The 15846-nt window shown below is 69.4% G+C and carries 12 protein-coding genes; 5 read left to right on the top strand and 7 right to left on the bottom strand.

The features are described 5' to 3' along the window. The first annotated feature begins 89 nt into the window (after positions 1 to 89). The 5 genes from acnD to CK620_RS12600 all read left to right on the top strand — a co-directional run bounded on the left by acnD (position 90) and on the right by CK620_RS12600 (position 7028). Positions 90 to 2738: a Fe/S-dependent 2-methylisocitrate dehydratase AcnD gene (acnD, locus tag CK620_RS12620; RefSeq protein WP_095550604.1), complete on the top strand. Its 2649-nt coding sequence runs from the start codon at positions 90 to 92 to the stop codon at positions 2736 to 2738. A 40-nt stretch (positions 2739 to 2778) separates the two neighbouring features. Further along, positions 2779 to 3771 (top strand): Bug family tripartite tricarboxylate transporter substrate binding protein, encoded by a 993-nt coding sequence (locus tag CK620_RS12615; RefSeq protein WP_095543160.1) that lies wholly within the window; start codon positions 2779 to 2781, stop codon positions 3769 to 3771. Continuing rightward, entirely contained in the window at positions 3768 to 4805 is a 1038-nt protein-coding gene (locus CK620_RS12610; RefSeq protein ID WP_095550603.1) for a hypothetical protein, read from the top strand. The genes CK620_RS12615 and CK620_RS12610 overlap by 4 nt, the downstream gene beginning before the upstream one ends. Positions 4806 to 4861: 56 nt before the next feature. Further along, on the top strand, positions 4862 to 6061 hold the full coding sequence (prpF, locus tag CK620_RS12605) for a 2-methylaconitate cis-trans isomerase PrpF (protein ID WP_095550602.1): 1200 nt from the start codon (positions 4862 to 4864) through the stop codon (positions 6059 to 6061). A gap of 91 nt (positions 6062 to 6152) precedes the next feature. Then, the gene (locus CK620_RS12600) at positions 6153 to 7028 is read left to right on the top strand and encodes an isocitrate lyase/PEP mutase family protein (protein ID WP_095550601.1); all 876 of its coding nucleotides are present in this window, start codon (positions 6153 to 6155) and stop codon (positions 7026 to 7028) included. On the opposite strand, the gene CK620_RS12595 is transcribed toward CK620_RS12600, so the two are convergent. The 7 genes from CK620_RS12595 to CK620_RS12570 all read right to left on the bottom strand — a co-directional run bounded on the left by CK620_RS12595 (position 7019) and on the right by CK620_RS12570 (position 15524). Continuing rightward, complete coding sequence (locus tag CK620_RS12595) at positions 7019 to 7393, bottom strand: helix-turn-helix transcriptional regulator (RefSeq protein WP_095550600.1); 375 nt, start codon at positions 7391 to 7393, stop codon at positions 7019 to 7021. The genes CK620_RS12600 and CK620_RS12595 overlap by 10 nt on opposite strands. A 391-nt stretch (positions 7394 to 7784) precedes the next feature. Further along, positions 7785 to 8384, bottom strand: coding sequence for a formyltransferase family protein (locus CK620_RS12590; RefSeq protein ID WP_095550599.1), 600 nt, complete (start codon positions 8382 to 8384; stop codon positions 7785 to 7787). Then, positions 8381 to 9490 (bottom strand): ABC transporter ATP-binding protein, encoded by a 1110-nt coding sequence (locus CK620_RS12585; RefSeq protein ID WP_095550598.1) that lies wholly within the window; start codon positions 9488 to 9490, stop codon positions 8381 to 8383. Before CK620_RS12585 ends, CK620_RS12590 begins: the two co-directional genes overlap by 4 nt. Continuing rightward, a complete protein-coding gene (locus CK620_RS13930) occupies positions 9487 to 9804 on the bottom strand; it encodes a hypothetical protein (protein WP_143326102.1) in 318 nt (105 codons plus the stop codon). The genes CK620_RS12585 and CK620_RS13930 overlap by 4 nt, the downstream gene beginning before the upstream one ends. Further along, positions 9804 to 10379, bottom strand: coding sequence for a hypothetical protein (locus CK620_RS12580; protein ID WP_143326101.1), 576 nt, complete (start codon positions 10377 to 10379; stop codon positions 9804 to 9806). Before CK620_RS12580 ends, CK620_RS13930 begins: the two co-directional genes overlap by 1 nt. Positions 10380 to 10464: 85 nt before the next feature. Next, entirely contained in the window at positions 10465 to 12087 is a 1623-nt protein-coding gene (locus tag CK620_RS12575; RefSeq protein ID WP_095550596.1) for a carboxypeptidase-like regulatory domain-containing protein, read from the bottom strand. Next, a complete protein-coding gene (locus tag CK620_RS12570; protein WP_095550595.1) occupies positions 12084 to 15524 on the bottom strand; it encodes a hypothetical protein in 3441 nt (1146 codons plus the stop codon). The genes CK620_RS12575 and CK620_RS12570 overlap by 4 nt, the downstream gene beginning before the upstream one ends. Positions 15525 to 15846 lie beyond the last annotated feature (322 nt).

The raw sequence follows: 15846 nt of genomic DNA, 5'->3' as shown, positions 1-15846 counted from the left end.
GTTCCGCCCATGACGGGATGGCGGCTCGCCACACAGGCGCGCGCATCCCGGCTTGCTGCCGCCCATAGCCCCATACCCCCACGCACCCCATGAACACCGCCTTTCGCAAACCCCTGCCCGGCACCGCGCTGGATTATTTCGACGCGCGCTCCGCCGTCGAAGCCCTCTCGCCCGGCGCCTGGGCGCGCCTGCCCTACACCGCGCGCGTGCATGCCGAGAACATCGTGCGCCGCGCCGAGCCGGCGCGCATCAACGACTACCTGGGCCAGCTCATCGGCCGGCTGCGCACGCTGGACTTTCCCTGGTACCCGGCGCGCGTGGTCTGCCACGACATCCTGGGCCAGACGGCGCTGGTCGATCTGGCCGGGCTGCGCGAGGCCATTGCCGCGCAGGGGGGCGATCCGGCGCAGGTCAACCCAGTGGTGCCGGTGCAGCTCATCGTCGATCACTCGCTGGCGGTGGAAGCGCCGGGCTTCGACCCGGACGCCTTCGCCAGAAACCGCGCCATCGAGGAGCGCCGCAACGAAGACCGCTTCCACTTCATCGAGTGGTGCCGCAGCGCTTTCGACAAGGTGGACGTGATCCCGGCGGGCAACGGCATCATGCACCAGATCAATCTGGAGAAGATGTCGCCGGTGATCCAGGCGCAGGGCGGCGTGGCCTACCCCGACACCTGCGTGGGCACCGACAGCCACACGCCGCACGTCGATGCGCTGGGCGTGATCTCGGTCGGCGTGGGCGGGCTGGAGGCCGAGAACGTGATGCTGGGCCGCGCCTCGTGGATGCGCACGCCCGAGATCGTCGGCGTGCGCCTGGACGGCCGCCGTCAGGAGGGCATCACCGCCACCGACATCGTGCTGGCGCTGACCGAGTTTTTGCGCCAGCAGAAGGTGGTGGGCGCGTACCTGGAGTTCCACGGCGAGGGCGCGGCCAGCCTGACCGTGGGCGACCGCGCCACCATCGCCAACATGGCGCCCGAATATGGCGCCACCGCCGCCATGTTCGCCATCGACGATCAAACGCTGGACTACCTGCGCCTGACCGGGCGCGCGCCCGAGCAGGTCGCGCTGGTGGAGCGCTACGCCAAGGCCGCCGGGCTGTGGGCCGGCGACCTGGCCCAGGCCGAGTACGAGCGCAACCTGGCATTCGACCTCTCGCACGTCGTGCGCAACATGGCCGGCCCCAGCAACCCGCACCGCCGCCTGCCCACCTCCGAGCTGCAAAAGCGCGGCATCGCCGGCCCCGTCAAGCTGGCCATGGCCCGCTCGGAAGAAGCGCGGGGCCTGCTGCCCGATGGCGCCGTCATCATCGCTGCCATCACCAGCTGCACCAACACCAGCAACCCGCGCAACGTCATCGCCGCGGGCCTCTTGGCGCGCAACGCCCGCCAGCGCGGCCTGGCGCGCAAGCCCTGGGTCAAGACCTCGCTGGCGCCCGGCTCCAAGGCCGTGGAGCTGTATTTGCAGGAGGCGGGCCTGCTGGGTGACTTGCAGGCGCTGGGCTTTGGCATCGTCGCCTTCGCCTGCACCACCTGCAACGGCATGAGCGGTACGCTCGACCCTGCCATCGAGCGCGAAATCATCGAGCGCGACCTCTACGCCACCGCTGTGCTCTCGGGCAACCGCAACTTCGACGGCCGCATCCACCCCCACGCCAAGCAGGCCTTTCTGGCCAGCCCGCCGCTGGTGGTGGCCTATGCCATCGCCGGCACCGTGCGCTTTGACATCGAGCAGGACGTGCTCGGCCTGGACGAACAAGGCCGCAAAGTGCGCCTGAAAGACCTCTGGCCCAGCGACGCCGAAATCGACGCCGTGGTCGCCGCCGCCGTCAAGCCCGAGCAGTTCCAGCGCATCTACACCCCCATGTTCGCCAAGCGCGAGCGCGCCGAAAACGCCCGCCCGCTGTACGACTGGCGGCCGCAAAGCACCTACATCCGCTGCCCGCCCTACTGGTCTGGCGCGCTGGCGGGCGTGCGCACGCTGCGCGGCATGCGGCCGCTGGCCATCCTGCCCGACAACATCACCACCGACCACCTCTCGCCCTCCAACGCCATCCTGCGCGACTCGGCCGCGGGCGACTACCTGGCGCGCATGGGCCTGCCCGAGGAAGATTTCAACTCCTACGCCACCCACCGGGGCGATCACCTCACCGCCCAGCGCGCCACCTTTGCCAACCCCAAGCTGTTCAACGAAATGGTGAAAAACCCAGACGGCAGCGTGCGCCAAGGCTCGCTGGCGCGCGTGGAGCCAGAAGGCCAGGTCATGCGCATGTGGGAGGCCATCGAAACCTACATGCAGCGCGGCCAGCCGCTCATCGTCATCGCCGGGGCCGACTACGGCCAGGGCAGCTCGCGCGACTGGGCCGCCAAGGGCGTGCGCCTGGCCGGGGTCGAGGCCATCGTGGCCGAAGGCTTCGAGCGCATCCACCGCACCAACCTCATCGGCATGGGCGTGCTGCCGCTGCAATTTCTGCCCGGCCAGAACCGCCACACCCTGGCGCTGGACGGCACGGAAACCTTCGACGTCATCGGCCAGCGCCACCCCGGCGCGCGCCTGACGCTGGTCATCCACCGCCAGGATGGCAGCCAGAGCCAAGCCACGGTGCTGTGCCGCCTGGACTCGGACGAGGAAGTTCAGATCTATGAAGCCGGCGGCGTGCTGCAACGCTTTGCGCAGGACTTTCTGGCGCAGGCGGGCAGCCGCCCAGTTGACGCCACAGCGGCCGCCAACGTGGCATAACACGCGCTTTGCCACAACCATCTCATCTGGAGTCATGAACATGCGACGCTTTTCCTTGCGCTTGGCCGCGCTGTGCACCTGGGCCCTGGCCGGGGCGACGGCGTTTTCCGCCGCCGCCCAGGCAGAGCAGGCTTGGCCTGCCAAGCCCATCACCTTCATCGTGCCCTATGCCGCAGGCGGCTTTGCCGACACGCGCATGCGCCTGATTGCCAGCAAGCTGGAGAAGGAGCTGGGCGCAACCATCGTCATTGAGAACAAAGCTGGTGCAGGCGGCGTCATCGGCACGGCGCAAATCGCCAAGGCCAAGCCCGATGGCTACACCATTGGCAGTGGCCACCTGGCGCCACTGGCAGTCAACCCCACGCTGACGCCCAAGACCGTGCCCTATCAGGTCAAGACCGAGCTGACGCCCATCGTGCTGATTGAGCAGGCGCCGCTGGTCCTCAACGTCCACCAGGGCGTGCCCGCCCAGACGGTGCAGGAGCTGATTGCGCTGGCCAAGAAAGACCCGGGCGGCATCAGCTTCGGCTCCTCCGGCATGGGCGGGGCGCACCACCTCTCGGGCGAGCTGTTTGCCCACCAAGCGGGCATCAAGCTCTCGCACGTGCCCTACAAAGGTGGCGCGCCGGCCGCGGCCGATTTGATGGCCGGGCACATCCCGATGATGTTCGAGATGGGCTATGCAGCCATGCCAGCCATCAAATCCGGCAAGGTGCGACCGCTGGCCGTCACCAGCGCCCAGCGCTTGCCGCTGCTGCCCGAGGTGCCCACGCTGGCCGAATCGGGCCTGACGGACTTTGAGTCCACCAATTGGCAGGGCCTCATCGCCCCGGCGGGCGTGCCGCGCGACATCGTGGACAAGATCAATGCCGCGGCCAACCGCGTGCTGCAGCAGCCCGATGTGATCGCCGCGTTCGAGGAAACGGCCGGCCAGGTCGGCGGCGGCTCGCCCGAGGACTTCGCCCGCCTCATCGAGAGCGAAACCGCCAAATGGGCCCAGACCATCTCGGCCGCCAAGCTGGAAGCGAAATGATGCGCCGCCAGCGCGCTGCACGACTGCGCAGCCTGGCGGGCCTGCTGGCCTGCCTGCCGCTGGCGGCCTGCCACAACCCGCGCGCGCTGGATGAGGCCACGCGGCAGACACTGGCCCTGGCCGAGGCCACCTGGCCAGGCCAGTTCCAGCTGTACAAGGCCGGCCGGCGCGGGGATTTGCAGGGCTATGAAATCATCCTGGCCGCGCGCGATGACGCCAACTTCCGCGTCAAGCTGAGCCACCGCGACCTGAGCATCTGCGAACCGCAGCGCTGCCGCCAGATCCTGCAGCACGCCTACGACAGCGGCCATTACAACGCCACCATCTTCAACACCAGCGTGGCCGCCTTGCGTGGCTGCGGGCTGCCGATGCTGGGCATGGTCTCTGGCGGCAGCGGCCCCGCGCCGCTGGTGGAGCTGGACATCCAAGGCGATACCCGCGCCGCGCTGGCCCGTGTGGGCGCTTGTGCCCAGGCGTACTGGCAGGCCTGGGGCCAGACGTCTGCGAGCAAGGACTGGGGGCGGCCGCACTGGGAGCTGTACCTGCGCCAGTCGGGGGCCAACCCGGCTGCAATGCCCGAGCGCCTGGACTGGGAAACCCGGGCGCCCAGCCGCCCGGATGCGCCGCTGTATTCCATCTGGCTCAGGCCCGATACCCCGCTGCCGCCCGATCCATCCCGGCTGCGCGTGATCCCCTACACGGATTACTACAAGCAGCTGCAGGCCGCGATCCTGGCGCACACGCAGCGCTATCTGGAGACGCATCTGCGGGGGGCGGCCCTGAACGCCATCTCCCCGGTGGTCTGGCGAATGGCGCCCGACCCTGCGGACATCGGCCGCTTGCACGCCCAGATCTTGCTCTGCTCGCCCCAGGCTGTGGCCCAGCGCCGCAGCAATTGCCACGAGGACATGGCCCTGGCGCTGCAATACGACAGCCACAGCGGCCAGGCCAGCGATGAGCGCCTGCTGCGCAATATCCGCAACGCCGACGGCAGCGTGACCCTGCCGCCGCTGCGCCCTGGCGTGGATGACTGACTTTCATTGCCCCCATTCGTTGTTCGCTCTGCCCTCTTGCCCACAAGGATTTGCCCATGCACCCAAGGCCCGCACTCCGCATCCCTGCCACCTACATGCGCGGCGGCACCAGCAAGGGCGTGTTTTTTCGTCTTGCGGATTTGCCGCCCCAGGCGCAGCAGCCCGGCGCGGCGCGCGATGCGCTGCTGATGCGCGTGATCGGCTCGCCCGACCCCTATGCCCAGCACATCGACGGCATGGGCGGGGCCAGCTCCAGCACCAGCAAGTGCGTCATCATCTCGCCGTCAAACCGGCCCGGCCACGACGTGGACTACCTCTACGGCCAGGTCGCCATTGGCGAGGCCCTGGTCGATTGGAGCGGCAACTGCGGCAACCTCTCCAGCGCCGTCGGACCGTTCGCCATTGCCAATGGTTTCATCCCGCCCGAGCGACTGCAGAACGGCCTGGTGGAAGTGCGCATCTGGCAGGCCAACATCGGCAAGACCATCCTCGCCCGCGTGCCGGTGCAGGGCGGGCAGGTGGTGGAGGGCGGTGATTTCATGCTCGATGGCGTGGCCTTTCCGGCGGCGGAAATCGTGCTGGAATTCATCGACCCGTCCGACGAGGGCGAGGGCGAGGGCGAGGGCGGCGGGGCGATGTTCCCCACCGGCAACGTCGTCGATACCCTGGATGTGCCCGGCATCGGCCAACTGGCAGCCACGCTCATCAGCGCGGGCATCCCCACCGTGTTCGTCAACGCCGCCGACATTGGCCTGACCGGCAGCGAGCTGCAAAAGGACATCAACGCCGATGCGCAAAAGCTGGCCATGTTCGAGGCCATCCGCACCGCCGGCGCGCTGCGCATGGGCCTGATCCAACGCCCGGAAGAAGCCGCCCAGCGCCAGCACACGCCCAAGGTGGCCTTTGTCGCCCCGCCCGCGGACTACACCGCCTCCAGCGGCAAGACCATTCATGCTGCCGACATCGACCTACGGGTGCGGGCGCTGTCCATGGGCAAGCTGCACCACGCCATGATGGGCACGGCCTCGGTCGCCATCGCCGCCGCCGCCGCCGTGCCCGGCACGCTGGTGAACCGCGCCGCTGGCGGCGAACCGCGCGAGAGCGTGTGCTTTGGCCACCCCTCCGGCAGCTTGCGCGTGGGCGCGGCAGTGGAAAACGCCAGCGGCCCATGGACGGTGAAAAAAGCCGTGATGAGCCGCAGCGCCCGGGTGCTGATGAGCGGCTGGGTGCATGTGCCCGCCGACACGCTGCGCTGAACCCCGGCCTTTCGCGCCTGTTCGCGCCAAACCTCTTTCCCCCTGATCTCGTGCGCCAGCGCGCACGCCCTTTTGCCAAGGAACCTCAGCCATGTCCACCAGCCCAGCCACCCCGCGCCAGCAACTGCGCGCCCTCATCCAGGCCCGCCGCGGCGCCCTCGTGCCCGGCGCCTTCAACGCCCTGTCGGCCAAGGTCGTCGAAGACCTGGGTTTCGAAGCCATTTACGTCACCGGCGCGGGCGTGACCAACATGTGGCTGGGCCTGCCCGACCAGGGCTTCATGGGCCTGCACGAAATCGCCGAGCACACCGCCCGCATCCGCGACGCCGTGGCCCTGCCGCTGATCGTCGATGCCGACACCGGCTTTGGCAACGCCCTCAACGTCTATCACAGCGTGCGCACGCTCGAGCGCGCCGGGGCCGACTGCATCCAGCTCGAAGACCAGCTCGCGCCCAAGCGCTGCGGCCACTTCAGCGGCAAGCAGGTCATCAGCACCGAGGAGGCCGTGGGCAAGATCAAGGCCGCCGCCGATGCCCGGCGCGACGCCGACCTGCTCATCATGGCCCGCACCGACGCCGCCGCCGTGCACGGCTTCGAGGCAGCCGTCGAACGCGCCCAGCGCTTTGCCGAAGCCGGGGCCGACCTGCTGTTCGTCGAAGCCGTCACCAGCGCCGAGCACATCCGCGCCCTGCCCGGCCTGCTGCCCGTGCCGCAGCTGATGAACATGGTCATCGGCGGCAAAACCCCCATCGTCGGCGCCGACGAGCTGGCCGCGCTGGGCTACGGCATCGTGCTCTACGCCAACGCCGCGCTGCAAGGCGCGCTCACTGGCATGCAAAACGCCCTGGGCGCGCTGCGCCGCGACAAGCAGCTGCTCGAATCCAGCGGCCTGGTCGCCCCCTTCGCCGAACGCCAGCGCCTGGTCGGCAAACCGGCCTGGGACGCGCTGGAGCAGCGCTACGGCTGAGGGCCTGTTTCGGCAGACCGTGCGGGCGTTGCATCGGCTTGCAGGTACTGGCCGGGCGTGGCGCCGAAGTGGCGGGCGAAGGCTTCGATGAAGGCGCTGACGTTGCCGTAGCCCACGTGCATGGCCGCCGCCGTGACGCTGGCGCCGCCGGCCAGCAGCTCCTGCGCGCGCATCAGGCGGGCGCGCTGGCGCCAGTGGCTGGGGCTCAGGCCCGTTTCGGCCTTGAAGCGGCGCTGCAAGGTGCTGGCCGACATCCGGGCGCGGCGCGCCCATTGCGGCAGATCGTCCGCGCTGTCGGGCGCGGCCAGAAAGGCCTGCGCCAATGCCTGCAAAGCGGCCGAGCGCGGCAGCGGCAGGCCGGGCAAGGCGGCGCATCAGCGCCTCGGCCAGTGGCGTCAGCCGCACGGTGGCGCCTTCGGCGGGCAAGGGGGCGCAGTGGCGCGGGTGCAGGTACAAAAAGATGCCGCCTGCCACGCCGTGCCACTGCGCGCGGTGCGGCACGCCGGGGGCGATCCAGCCCAGGTGGCCGGGGCTGGCGCACCAGGCCTGACGCTCGGTTTCGACGTGGATCAGCCCGCCGGTGAGCATGAACAGCAGCCCTTCCTCGTGCGAGTGCGGGCGCAGGTGGCTGAAGCGGCGCGCGATAAATGCCGGCTGCTTGGCGAGATAAATAGGGCAGCGAGTTATTGCAGCAGGCGCAAAGAAATTACATCAGCGGAAACAACACAACGTCGGCGTTTATGCCGACGTTGCCGTTTATGGGTCCCCGCCTAGCCGGGGGCGGTCGAACGCAGGCTCCCATGTGGCCATCTCCGGCGGTTGGTCAACCCTGGGGCAGATGCCTTGATCGAGCTGCGCCAGAACCTGCCCGATCAGGCGCAAACCCATGGGCGCCAGCTTGTCCCTCCAGAGCGATTGCTCTGTATCCCCTGGCGTGACCCAGCACCAATCCTGGGCGGCAATGGGGCCAGTGTCGGCGCCGTCATCGAGCCAGTAGACCGTGCCTCCTGTGACGACCTCACGCATGTGGATGGCCCAGCGAATCGCATCACGCCCACGGTGGCGGGGCAACAGACTCGGGTGATAGCCCAGCGCGCCCAGGCGAGGGGCCTGCCTGGCAAACGCCGGGACAAACACATGGGCATGCGCGCACACGATCACATCCAAACCAGCGGGCACATGCTGCGGCTCAATCCGTGCCGTTATGTGCGCCGGGATGCCATCACGGCGTGCCGCAATGGCCAAGCGGTCTTCCGCGCTGGTCGTAATGACGGCCGCCACGTCGTCGCCGCGCTGCTGGCATAGCCCCAGTACTTGGGCTGCGAGCCACTTCTGGCCTATGAGCAATACCCTCATGGCGCACCCTCCTGGCCCAGATACCTGAACCCTTGTACGGCCCGGAAGTGCCCGCCGTAGCCCGCCCCATTGCGCCCGCTACGGCGCATGCTTTGTGCGGAGCGGGCTTTGTTTTGCCCGCACAGAGAGGCCGAGACCTGCGTCCACAAGGGGGAGCGGCGCAGCGCGGCGGCCAGCCCCGGGTGGCTGGTGTGAAACAGCGTTGGCATGGGCCTGCCGTAGCGGTTTTGCCCCTGGCGCCACATCTCGCACACCGCATTGAGAAAACACAGCCCGACGCCAGCGCCTTGCCACTCGGGCATGACAACCAGGCGGCAGGCCCTGGCCTCATGCCTGCTGCGGGTACTCACGGCCACATGGGCAACCATTTGGCCGTCCACAGTAGCCACGTAATTGGTCGCGGCAATCATGTGCGGCAGCTTCAGATAGTGGTGCGGCTCAAATGCAGGCCAATGGCGCCAGTCGGTTTGCCAGATATCGAGGGCAATGTTTGGTCGGCGCCGAAGGCGCCTCCATTGCCATTGCCCGCAGCCGGTATCAAACACCCAGTCTGGTTGCAGCCAATCGATGATGTCGTAGTGGCAACTGAGCAAAATGCATTGTCCTGCCGTGCGGCGCCATGCTTTGCCGAAGGCGCCCGCGCCAATCTGGGCGATATGCCGATCCACCACGCTGCTGAACTCGTCGAGCACTGCGCGCGGGGGCGCCTCGGCAATCAGGCGGGCCAGGTTGGCACGGAACTGCTCGCCATTGGAGAGCACCGGCCACGGCCGCAGCCACGCGGGCACACTGCCCAGGCCCACGCTGGAGAGTGCGGCGGTGACCGCGTCGAAGGAACCGCCCGGTGTAATGGCATCGATCACGGGCGCATCCTGCGGCCAACTGGGGGCGTACAGCGCGCCATCGCCCCAGACGGCGCGGCCGATGCTGGTCTTGCCGCTGCCGCTGGGCCCCACGATCAGGCCGATCTGCCACGGGCGCTCACCCAGGGGCAAATCCGCCGACAGGGTGAAACTGGCCCCGCTGTCCACGTTGAACAGCGACTTGACTCGCGCAGCGCGGTAGCTGTTGAAGTCCTCACAGGAGTGGTCGATATGCACTTTCATACCGCCACCACCTTGACCTTGTAGCCCTGCCGCACCAGCGCGGCATAGCGTTTTTGCTGCTCGGCCTCATCCTTGCAAACAATGATCAGGCCAAACTGTGGCTTGTACTTGAAGCCGTTTTTTCCTAGGGGTTGAGTGTTTTCCTTTTGCATGGTGTGCAAATCCTTTTTGCTGGCTGTAAACCCGTGATAGGCTCGCCCCGCCTGTGCACAGGTGGCGGGCCTTGCCTGATTTGCTGCCTTGGTCAGCGAATCGGGGGCCGCGCTGGTGTTCCCGCACCAGTGCAGTCGCCCGTCTTTTTTTCTGTTGCCCATCAATAACCTGGAAAGTAGATATCGAGCGTCAGCTCGGCCACTTGCTGGCCGCCGCAGTGGGCCCAGGCGGTGAGGCTGAGGGCGAATTCGGAGCCGCCATGGCTGATGGCGCCGCCAATGACCTGCAGCACATTGCCCCAGGTGTTGACGCGGAACCCGCCGCTGTAATCGCCGCCCGGCGCTTTGGGGTCGCCCAGCGCGCCGCCCTGCCATTGAAACGTCCAGTGCGCATCGGCCAGCGCCCGGCCCTGCAGCACGGCGTACAACCCGTTTTCTGGCAAATACGTGGTCTTGAGGTAGTGGCAATGGAATTGCTCGGCCGGGATGGGCAGCGGGTTGCCGCCCGCGTCGTGGTGCGCGGGCGTGCCTGTCCAGCGTGATTCGGCGTCGCCCCACTGGCTGTAAAAACGCGTCTGCCCATTGGGCAGTTGCTCGGAGAGTTCTCCGCCACCCGAAACCAGCCAGCCGGCGCCATGCACATCACAGCCGCAGCCGCCTGCCGGCGGCGGTGGCTCTGGCGGCGCCGGTGGCAGGGTCACAGGCTCGGGCGCGGCGGCGCCGGGGCGCAGCTGCATCTCTATCTCCACGCTTCGGCCGGGCACGGTTTGCACGCGCCGGGATGGAAAGAATCGTCTCCTGCCCTGATCCATCACTGCCTCCTCACACAACGACCACGGCCTCGGTGGCCGGGTAGCCATCGGCCTCGATCAGCAGCGCGTGCCGGCCACGCGCCACGGGGAACGAAACGCGCCCGGCGCTGTCGGCAATCCTGGTGGCCTGGCCGTTGAGGGTGATGCGCGCGCCGGCCAGTACGCGGCCCTGCTCATCGCGGGCCGTAAAAATGATCTCGCCCTCGGCCACCTCCACGGTGATGCCTGGCTGAATCACAGGCTCGAAGGCGCTGGACAGCCGAACGATCTCGATCTCAGGCGCATCGCCCACGGGCGCGATGACGCTGCAGGCCAGGCTGGCCTGCTGCAGATCCAGCTGCGCATGCACCAGGCGCTGGCGGCCGCTGATGGGCGCGAGCGGGTGATCGATGTCCACCCAGGCGCCGGTGGCGATGTCCGCAAAGTCCTGCTGCCAACTCACGCGCCAACGCGGCCGGGCCAGCCAGGCGAGCATGCGCGCGCCCAGGGCTTGGGCCTGGCGCGGGCTGCGCAGCCAGGGGGCGGGCCAGTCCATTTCCAGCTCGCCAAACTCACGGGCGGCGTCGGGCGCGCGCAGCTGCACGGCGCGCAGGTAGCGGCCGGCGGCATGGTCCCAGTCGTAGAGCACGCGCAGCACGGTGACGATGCCGCCGGCCTCGGCGCTGGCCTGCACCTCGCGCACATTGCGCACCCCTACGGGGTGCGCGGGCGCGGCCGCATCGGGCAGCGGCGGCCAGGTGGTGGCAATGCCGGGCATGGCCGGCGACCAGGCGCCGCCGGCGCTTTGCACGATCTGATCCACAGCGGCGCGCACCGTGATGCTGTTGTCGGCCAGCACGCCGCCGAGCTTCCAATCGCTGGTCTGCGCGCGCCAATCGTCCAGCTCGGCCCAGGCCACGGGCGCGCCGGCCAGGCGGGCCAGCACGTCGTGCACGATCTCGGCCGGGGTTTGCAGCAGCCGGCCCGTCTCCGGGTGCATGCGCCCGCGCAGGGTCACGGCCAGGCGCTCGCCCTCGGCCAGGGGCTCGGCCAGCTCCAGCAGGGCCACGGCATGGCCGGTGCTGTCCAGCGCGTTGCGCCATTCGTATGCCTGGGTGGCCACGTCGTCGCGCTTGACTTCGTCCACGCCCTCGATGGGGTGGTCGGCCAGCAGGTACACGCGCTGGTCGTCGCTGTACTGGATAGGTGCCAGCGTGACGCGGCCCCAGGCCCAGGGCAGCACGCGCACGTCGCGCCAGCCGCCCCAGACGGCGCTGGTGCGCAGCGGCAGGTTGTCCGACAGCGGCCGATCGAGCCCGGCCTCCAGCGTGATGCGGGCCTGCTGGCCCAGCTCCAGCGCGGTGACCACGCCCTGCCAGATGGGCCCGGCGCGGCCCATGATGCGCGCCGCGCGCCGCAGCGGCGGGCGCTGGCCCCACAGCCGCGTGATGGCGCCTCCGGCATTGGCCAGGGCCGCGTCCAGGTGGCTGGTGGGTGCTGCGGCGATGCCGGGGATGGACAGCGGCCGCTCAATGGCCGAGATGCCCGCCAGCAGCGGCAGCACGCGCGCGCCGCCGGCCGGCGCGCCGCGCGGCGGCACCAGGCTGATGCGGTGCCCATCGGCGCCGCCGTCCACGTCCAGCCAGCAGATCATGCGAACACCGGCTCCAAATCCAGCGTGGCCGAGAGCAGCCGGTGCTGCGCATCGTCTGGCTGCCAGGCGTGCTGGTCGGTGATCTCCAAGGCGTCTGCGCCCAGGCGCACCAGGCTGGCGTCCTGCGGGTGGCGGTGGTGCGGCACCAGGATCAGCGGCTCATCCTGCTGCTGGGCCCAATCGAGCAGCGGCAGCAGCCGCTGCAGGTCGGCCTGCAGCAGGCGCGAGGCGGCTGCGTCGCTGGGCGACCAGGCCAGGCGCCAGCCATCGCCCGCGCCCGCGTACAGGCTGGCCGGGTTGATGCCGCTGCCGCGCCCCACGGCCCAGCGCCGCACGCGCTGGCACTGGCTTGCGTGGTGGTCGGTGGCCAGGGGCAGGCCAGCCCACAGCCAGCCGATGTGCCCGCCCTCGGCGCCGCTGATGCTGATGAGCAGGCGACTGGCCTGCACGGGCGCGGGCAGCAGCAGCACGGCCACGGGGCCGCTGGTGTCCAGCAGCTGGGGCGCGGCGCCATCGATGGCCACGCGCACCTGTGCCCCGGCGGGCAGGTGGTAGCGCGCCAGGGCCAGGGCCGCAACCGGCGTGGGCGCGCCCAGGTCGATCTCCAGCGTGGCCGCCGCGCCCGCCCAGCCCCAGGCGCTCTCGTGCGCATCGCGCACGTGGCCCACGGCCCAGGGCTGGTGCACGGCAAACACATAGGCGTCGCCATCGGCAAACGAGGGCGCCGCGCCCGAATCAAAATGCACCTGCAGCCCATCGGCCAGCGGCGCTTGCCCGCTGGCGGGGATGTCCGCCAGGGCCGACCAGGCCCCGGCATCGCGCCGCCAGCGCCACTGCCCGGCCTCAATGGCCAGGCTGAACGTATCGCCCAGCGCAAACGGGATGCCGCCCAGGGCCATTTGCAGGCGCGCGCCCGCCTGGTGATAGACGGGCGCGGCCGCGCCATCGGTGGGCACGATGTAATCGGGCAGCGCGCCGCTGACGCTGCCGGCCACGCGCCAGGTCTGCGCATCCGTGCCGTCCACGCCGCCGGCCAGCCAGGCCGGGCCTGCGGCCACGGTGGAGATCACAGCCTCATCGCCCACCTGGTAGGGCCGGTGGCCATCCACGCTGTGGATGCGCACGGTGATCTGGTCGCCCTCCTTGAGGCGCTCGGCGCAGGCCACCAGCAGGCCGAAGCCGAATTCTTTGGTCGAGTACACCTTGCCATCGGCGTCGCGCTTGGCGCTGATGTAGGCATGGCCTGTGAATGCGGGCAGATAGTTGCCCTCGGTGTCCACCCACCAATGGGTGCCACCGTGGTCGGTCCAGCAGCTGCCCGCGTCTGTGCTGCTGGCCTCAGATTTTGGGAGGATGCCCACCGAGAGCAGGATGTTGTCCACCGTCGATTTGTAGCGATCCAGATAGCGCGCGTGCGCGTGCGCCGCGGTCTCCAGGTCGTTGCGCGCAGCCTGCAGGTGGCCCAGGTCTGTCTTGACCTCCTCCCACAGCGCATCCCACGCTTGCCGCGCAGCCGGCTTGTCGTACACGCGGGACAGGCACCCCACCAGGATGGGGATGGCCGACTCCATCCAATCCAGATCAATCACATAGGCGCGGTAGCTCAGCGGCACAGCCTTGCCCGGTTGCGCCGGGATGGTCGGCGTACCAGGCGTGCCCCCGGTGACAACAGAGCCGGCGCCTGAGGCATGGATATCCACCGGCAATGGCCCATCCACCTTCGAAAAACTGAATCCACCAGAAATCGATTGCAAATCCAGCGCCACGCCGCCACGGGTGATGGGCCCCAGGGCCGTACCTGCCGGCAATGGGCCTGCGTTTTTGGCGGCATCCAGCGCCGTCCGCGCCTCAGACTCATCATCGTAGAGCTGCTGCGACACGGCGCGCGCCGACTGCCAGGTGGTGGAGCCACCCTGCATCACATTGCCACCGTACTGCACGGTAAACCGCCAGCGCGTGACAGGCGGCGTGCCGGGGGTACCGGGGATTTCCGGCGTGCCGGGCGTCATGCCCGCCAACTGCACGCCGGTGTTGCCCCGAATGAACGCCTCGCGCCAGGCGTAGACCGCCTTGATGCGGCTCATGAACTCCACGTCCTCAATGTCCATATCCTCTCCAATCCCCAGACAGGCTGGCGACAGCCGCGGCGCTGGCATGTCGCTGCACGAACACTCGGCCGGCGGGCGTTTGGAATACCGGAACGTCACCGTCAGCGGCCGCGCATTGGCCCCCAGGCGCAACGGGCGCAGGCACACGCTGGGCAGGCCCTCGTCATCGCTGCGCCCCGTGGGCGTGTACACAAACCCCACCTCGCCGCTGCCCACGGCAGCCGGCGGGGTGGCCGGGATCAAAAAATCAGCCGCCGCGCTCTGGTAGCGCTGGCCGGTCACGGCCACGGGCAGCGCGCCGGAGACCGCGCCCTGCACGCTCCAGCGCTCGCGCCCGACCACGTCGGCATTGATGCAGCGCACAGTCAGCTGCTGCGTGGGCGCAGCCGGCGGCACGCTCACATCCTTGAGATCAACCTTGCCCGAGAGGCCATGCAGCCAGGCTTGCGTGCGCAGCGGCACGTCCAGCGCCGCCTGCCCGCCCAGGGCGCGCTCGGCGGCCACCACGCCGGCCACCTCCACCAGGGCCGAGCCGGCCAGTGCGGAGAGCAGCTCGTACAGCGTCACCAGCGCCGCCTGGCCCGCGGCCGTGTCGCCGTAGGTCTCCACCGCCTGGCCATCGGTGACCGTCACCACATACCCGCCGGTCACGCGCCAGACCGGCGCGCCCGCCGGCAGCGGTCGCTCGGGCGCGGGCGTGATCCCAAACTGCCAGGCCCCATCCTTGTAAACACGGTACGGGCGATACACCTGCGGGTCGTGGCCGACCTGGATGCGGCCGCTGCGCTCATCGAGTTGCCCCTGGGCCGACAGCGGCAGGCCGCCCCAATCCCATTGCGCGCCCTGCTGCAGGGCGCTGCCTGCGGGCCAATCGGCCAGCAGCGCCCAATCGGTGGCCGCGCGGTGCAGCTGCGGCTGCACCGTGATGCGGATCTGATTGCCCGCCGCGCCCGGGGCGCGGGCGCGGATCTGCACCTCGCGCAGCGCCAGCTGCGCATGCTCGGTGGGCACGCCCAGATCGACCAGCGTCAGCGTCAACGCCTGCAGCGGCGCGGCCGCATCCACGCCCAGCACCGACAGCTGCCCATTGCCCACGCCGGCAAACTGCGGCTGCGAGGCGCGCGGCACGCCGCCGGCGGCGCGCAGCTCAATCTCCACCTGCGCGGCCGCATGGCCGCTGTAGGCCCCTGACAGCCGCACGCGCCCGCCGCCCGTGCGCTGCGCCCGCACGCGCTCAATGGCCTGGCTGGCGCGCACGCTGGAGGCGCTCAATGCGGCGCTGCGGGCGGCGTTGTTGTGGCCGGAGAGATAGCGTTGGACGGATGGCATGGCGGCAGTGTGCTGGGTACTGGCCGCGAACGTTGATTAAAGCGTTTTGCAAAAACAAAACCCGGCCAGTGACGGGCACTGTGCCGGGTTTGTAAGGGCAGGTCTTTTGACAGGTGTCAGAAGATGAGCAAACCGGCCTTTGTGGCCGTTTTGCCTACCGCGCCAGCTGCGCCATGCGTCTGAGCTCGGGCTCAATCAGCCGCGCCAGGCGCAGCGGGTCATTGACGCCGTTGGCGTTGAGGGTGATGTGCACCGGCGGCGCAGGCGGCGCAGGAGGGGCGGGCTGGGGCGCGGGCGCTGGCGCGGGCGGAGGCAGGCCGCG

The sequence above is a fragment of the Vandammella animalimorsus genome (assembly GCF_002285285.1).
Classification (GTDB): Bacteria; Pseudomonadota; Gammaproteobacteria; order Burkholderiales; family Burkholderiaceae_C; genus Lampropedia; species Lampropedia animalimorsus.
The sequence above is the reverse complement of the archived record's forward strand: the minus strand, read 5'-3'. Positions and strand labels throughout refer to the sequence as shown.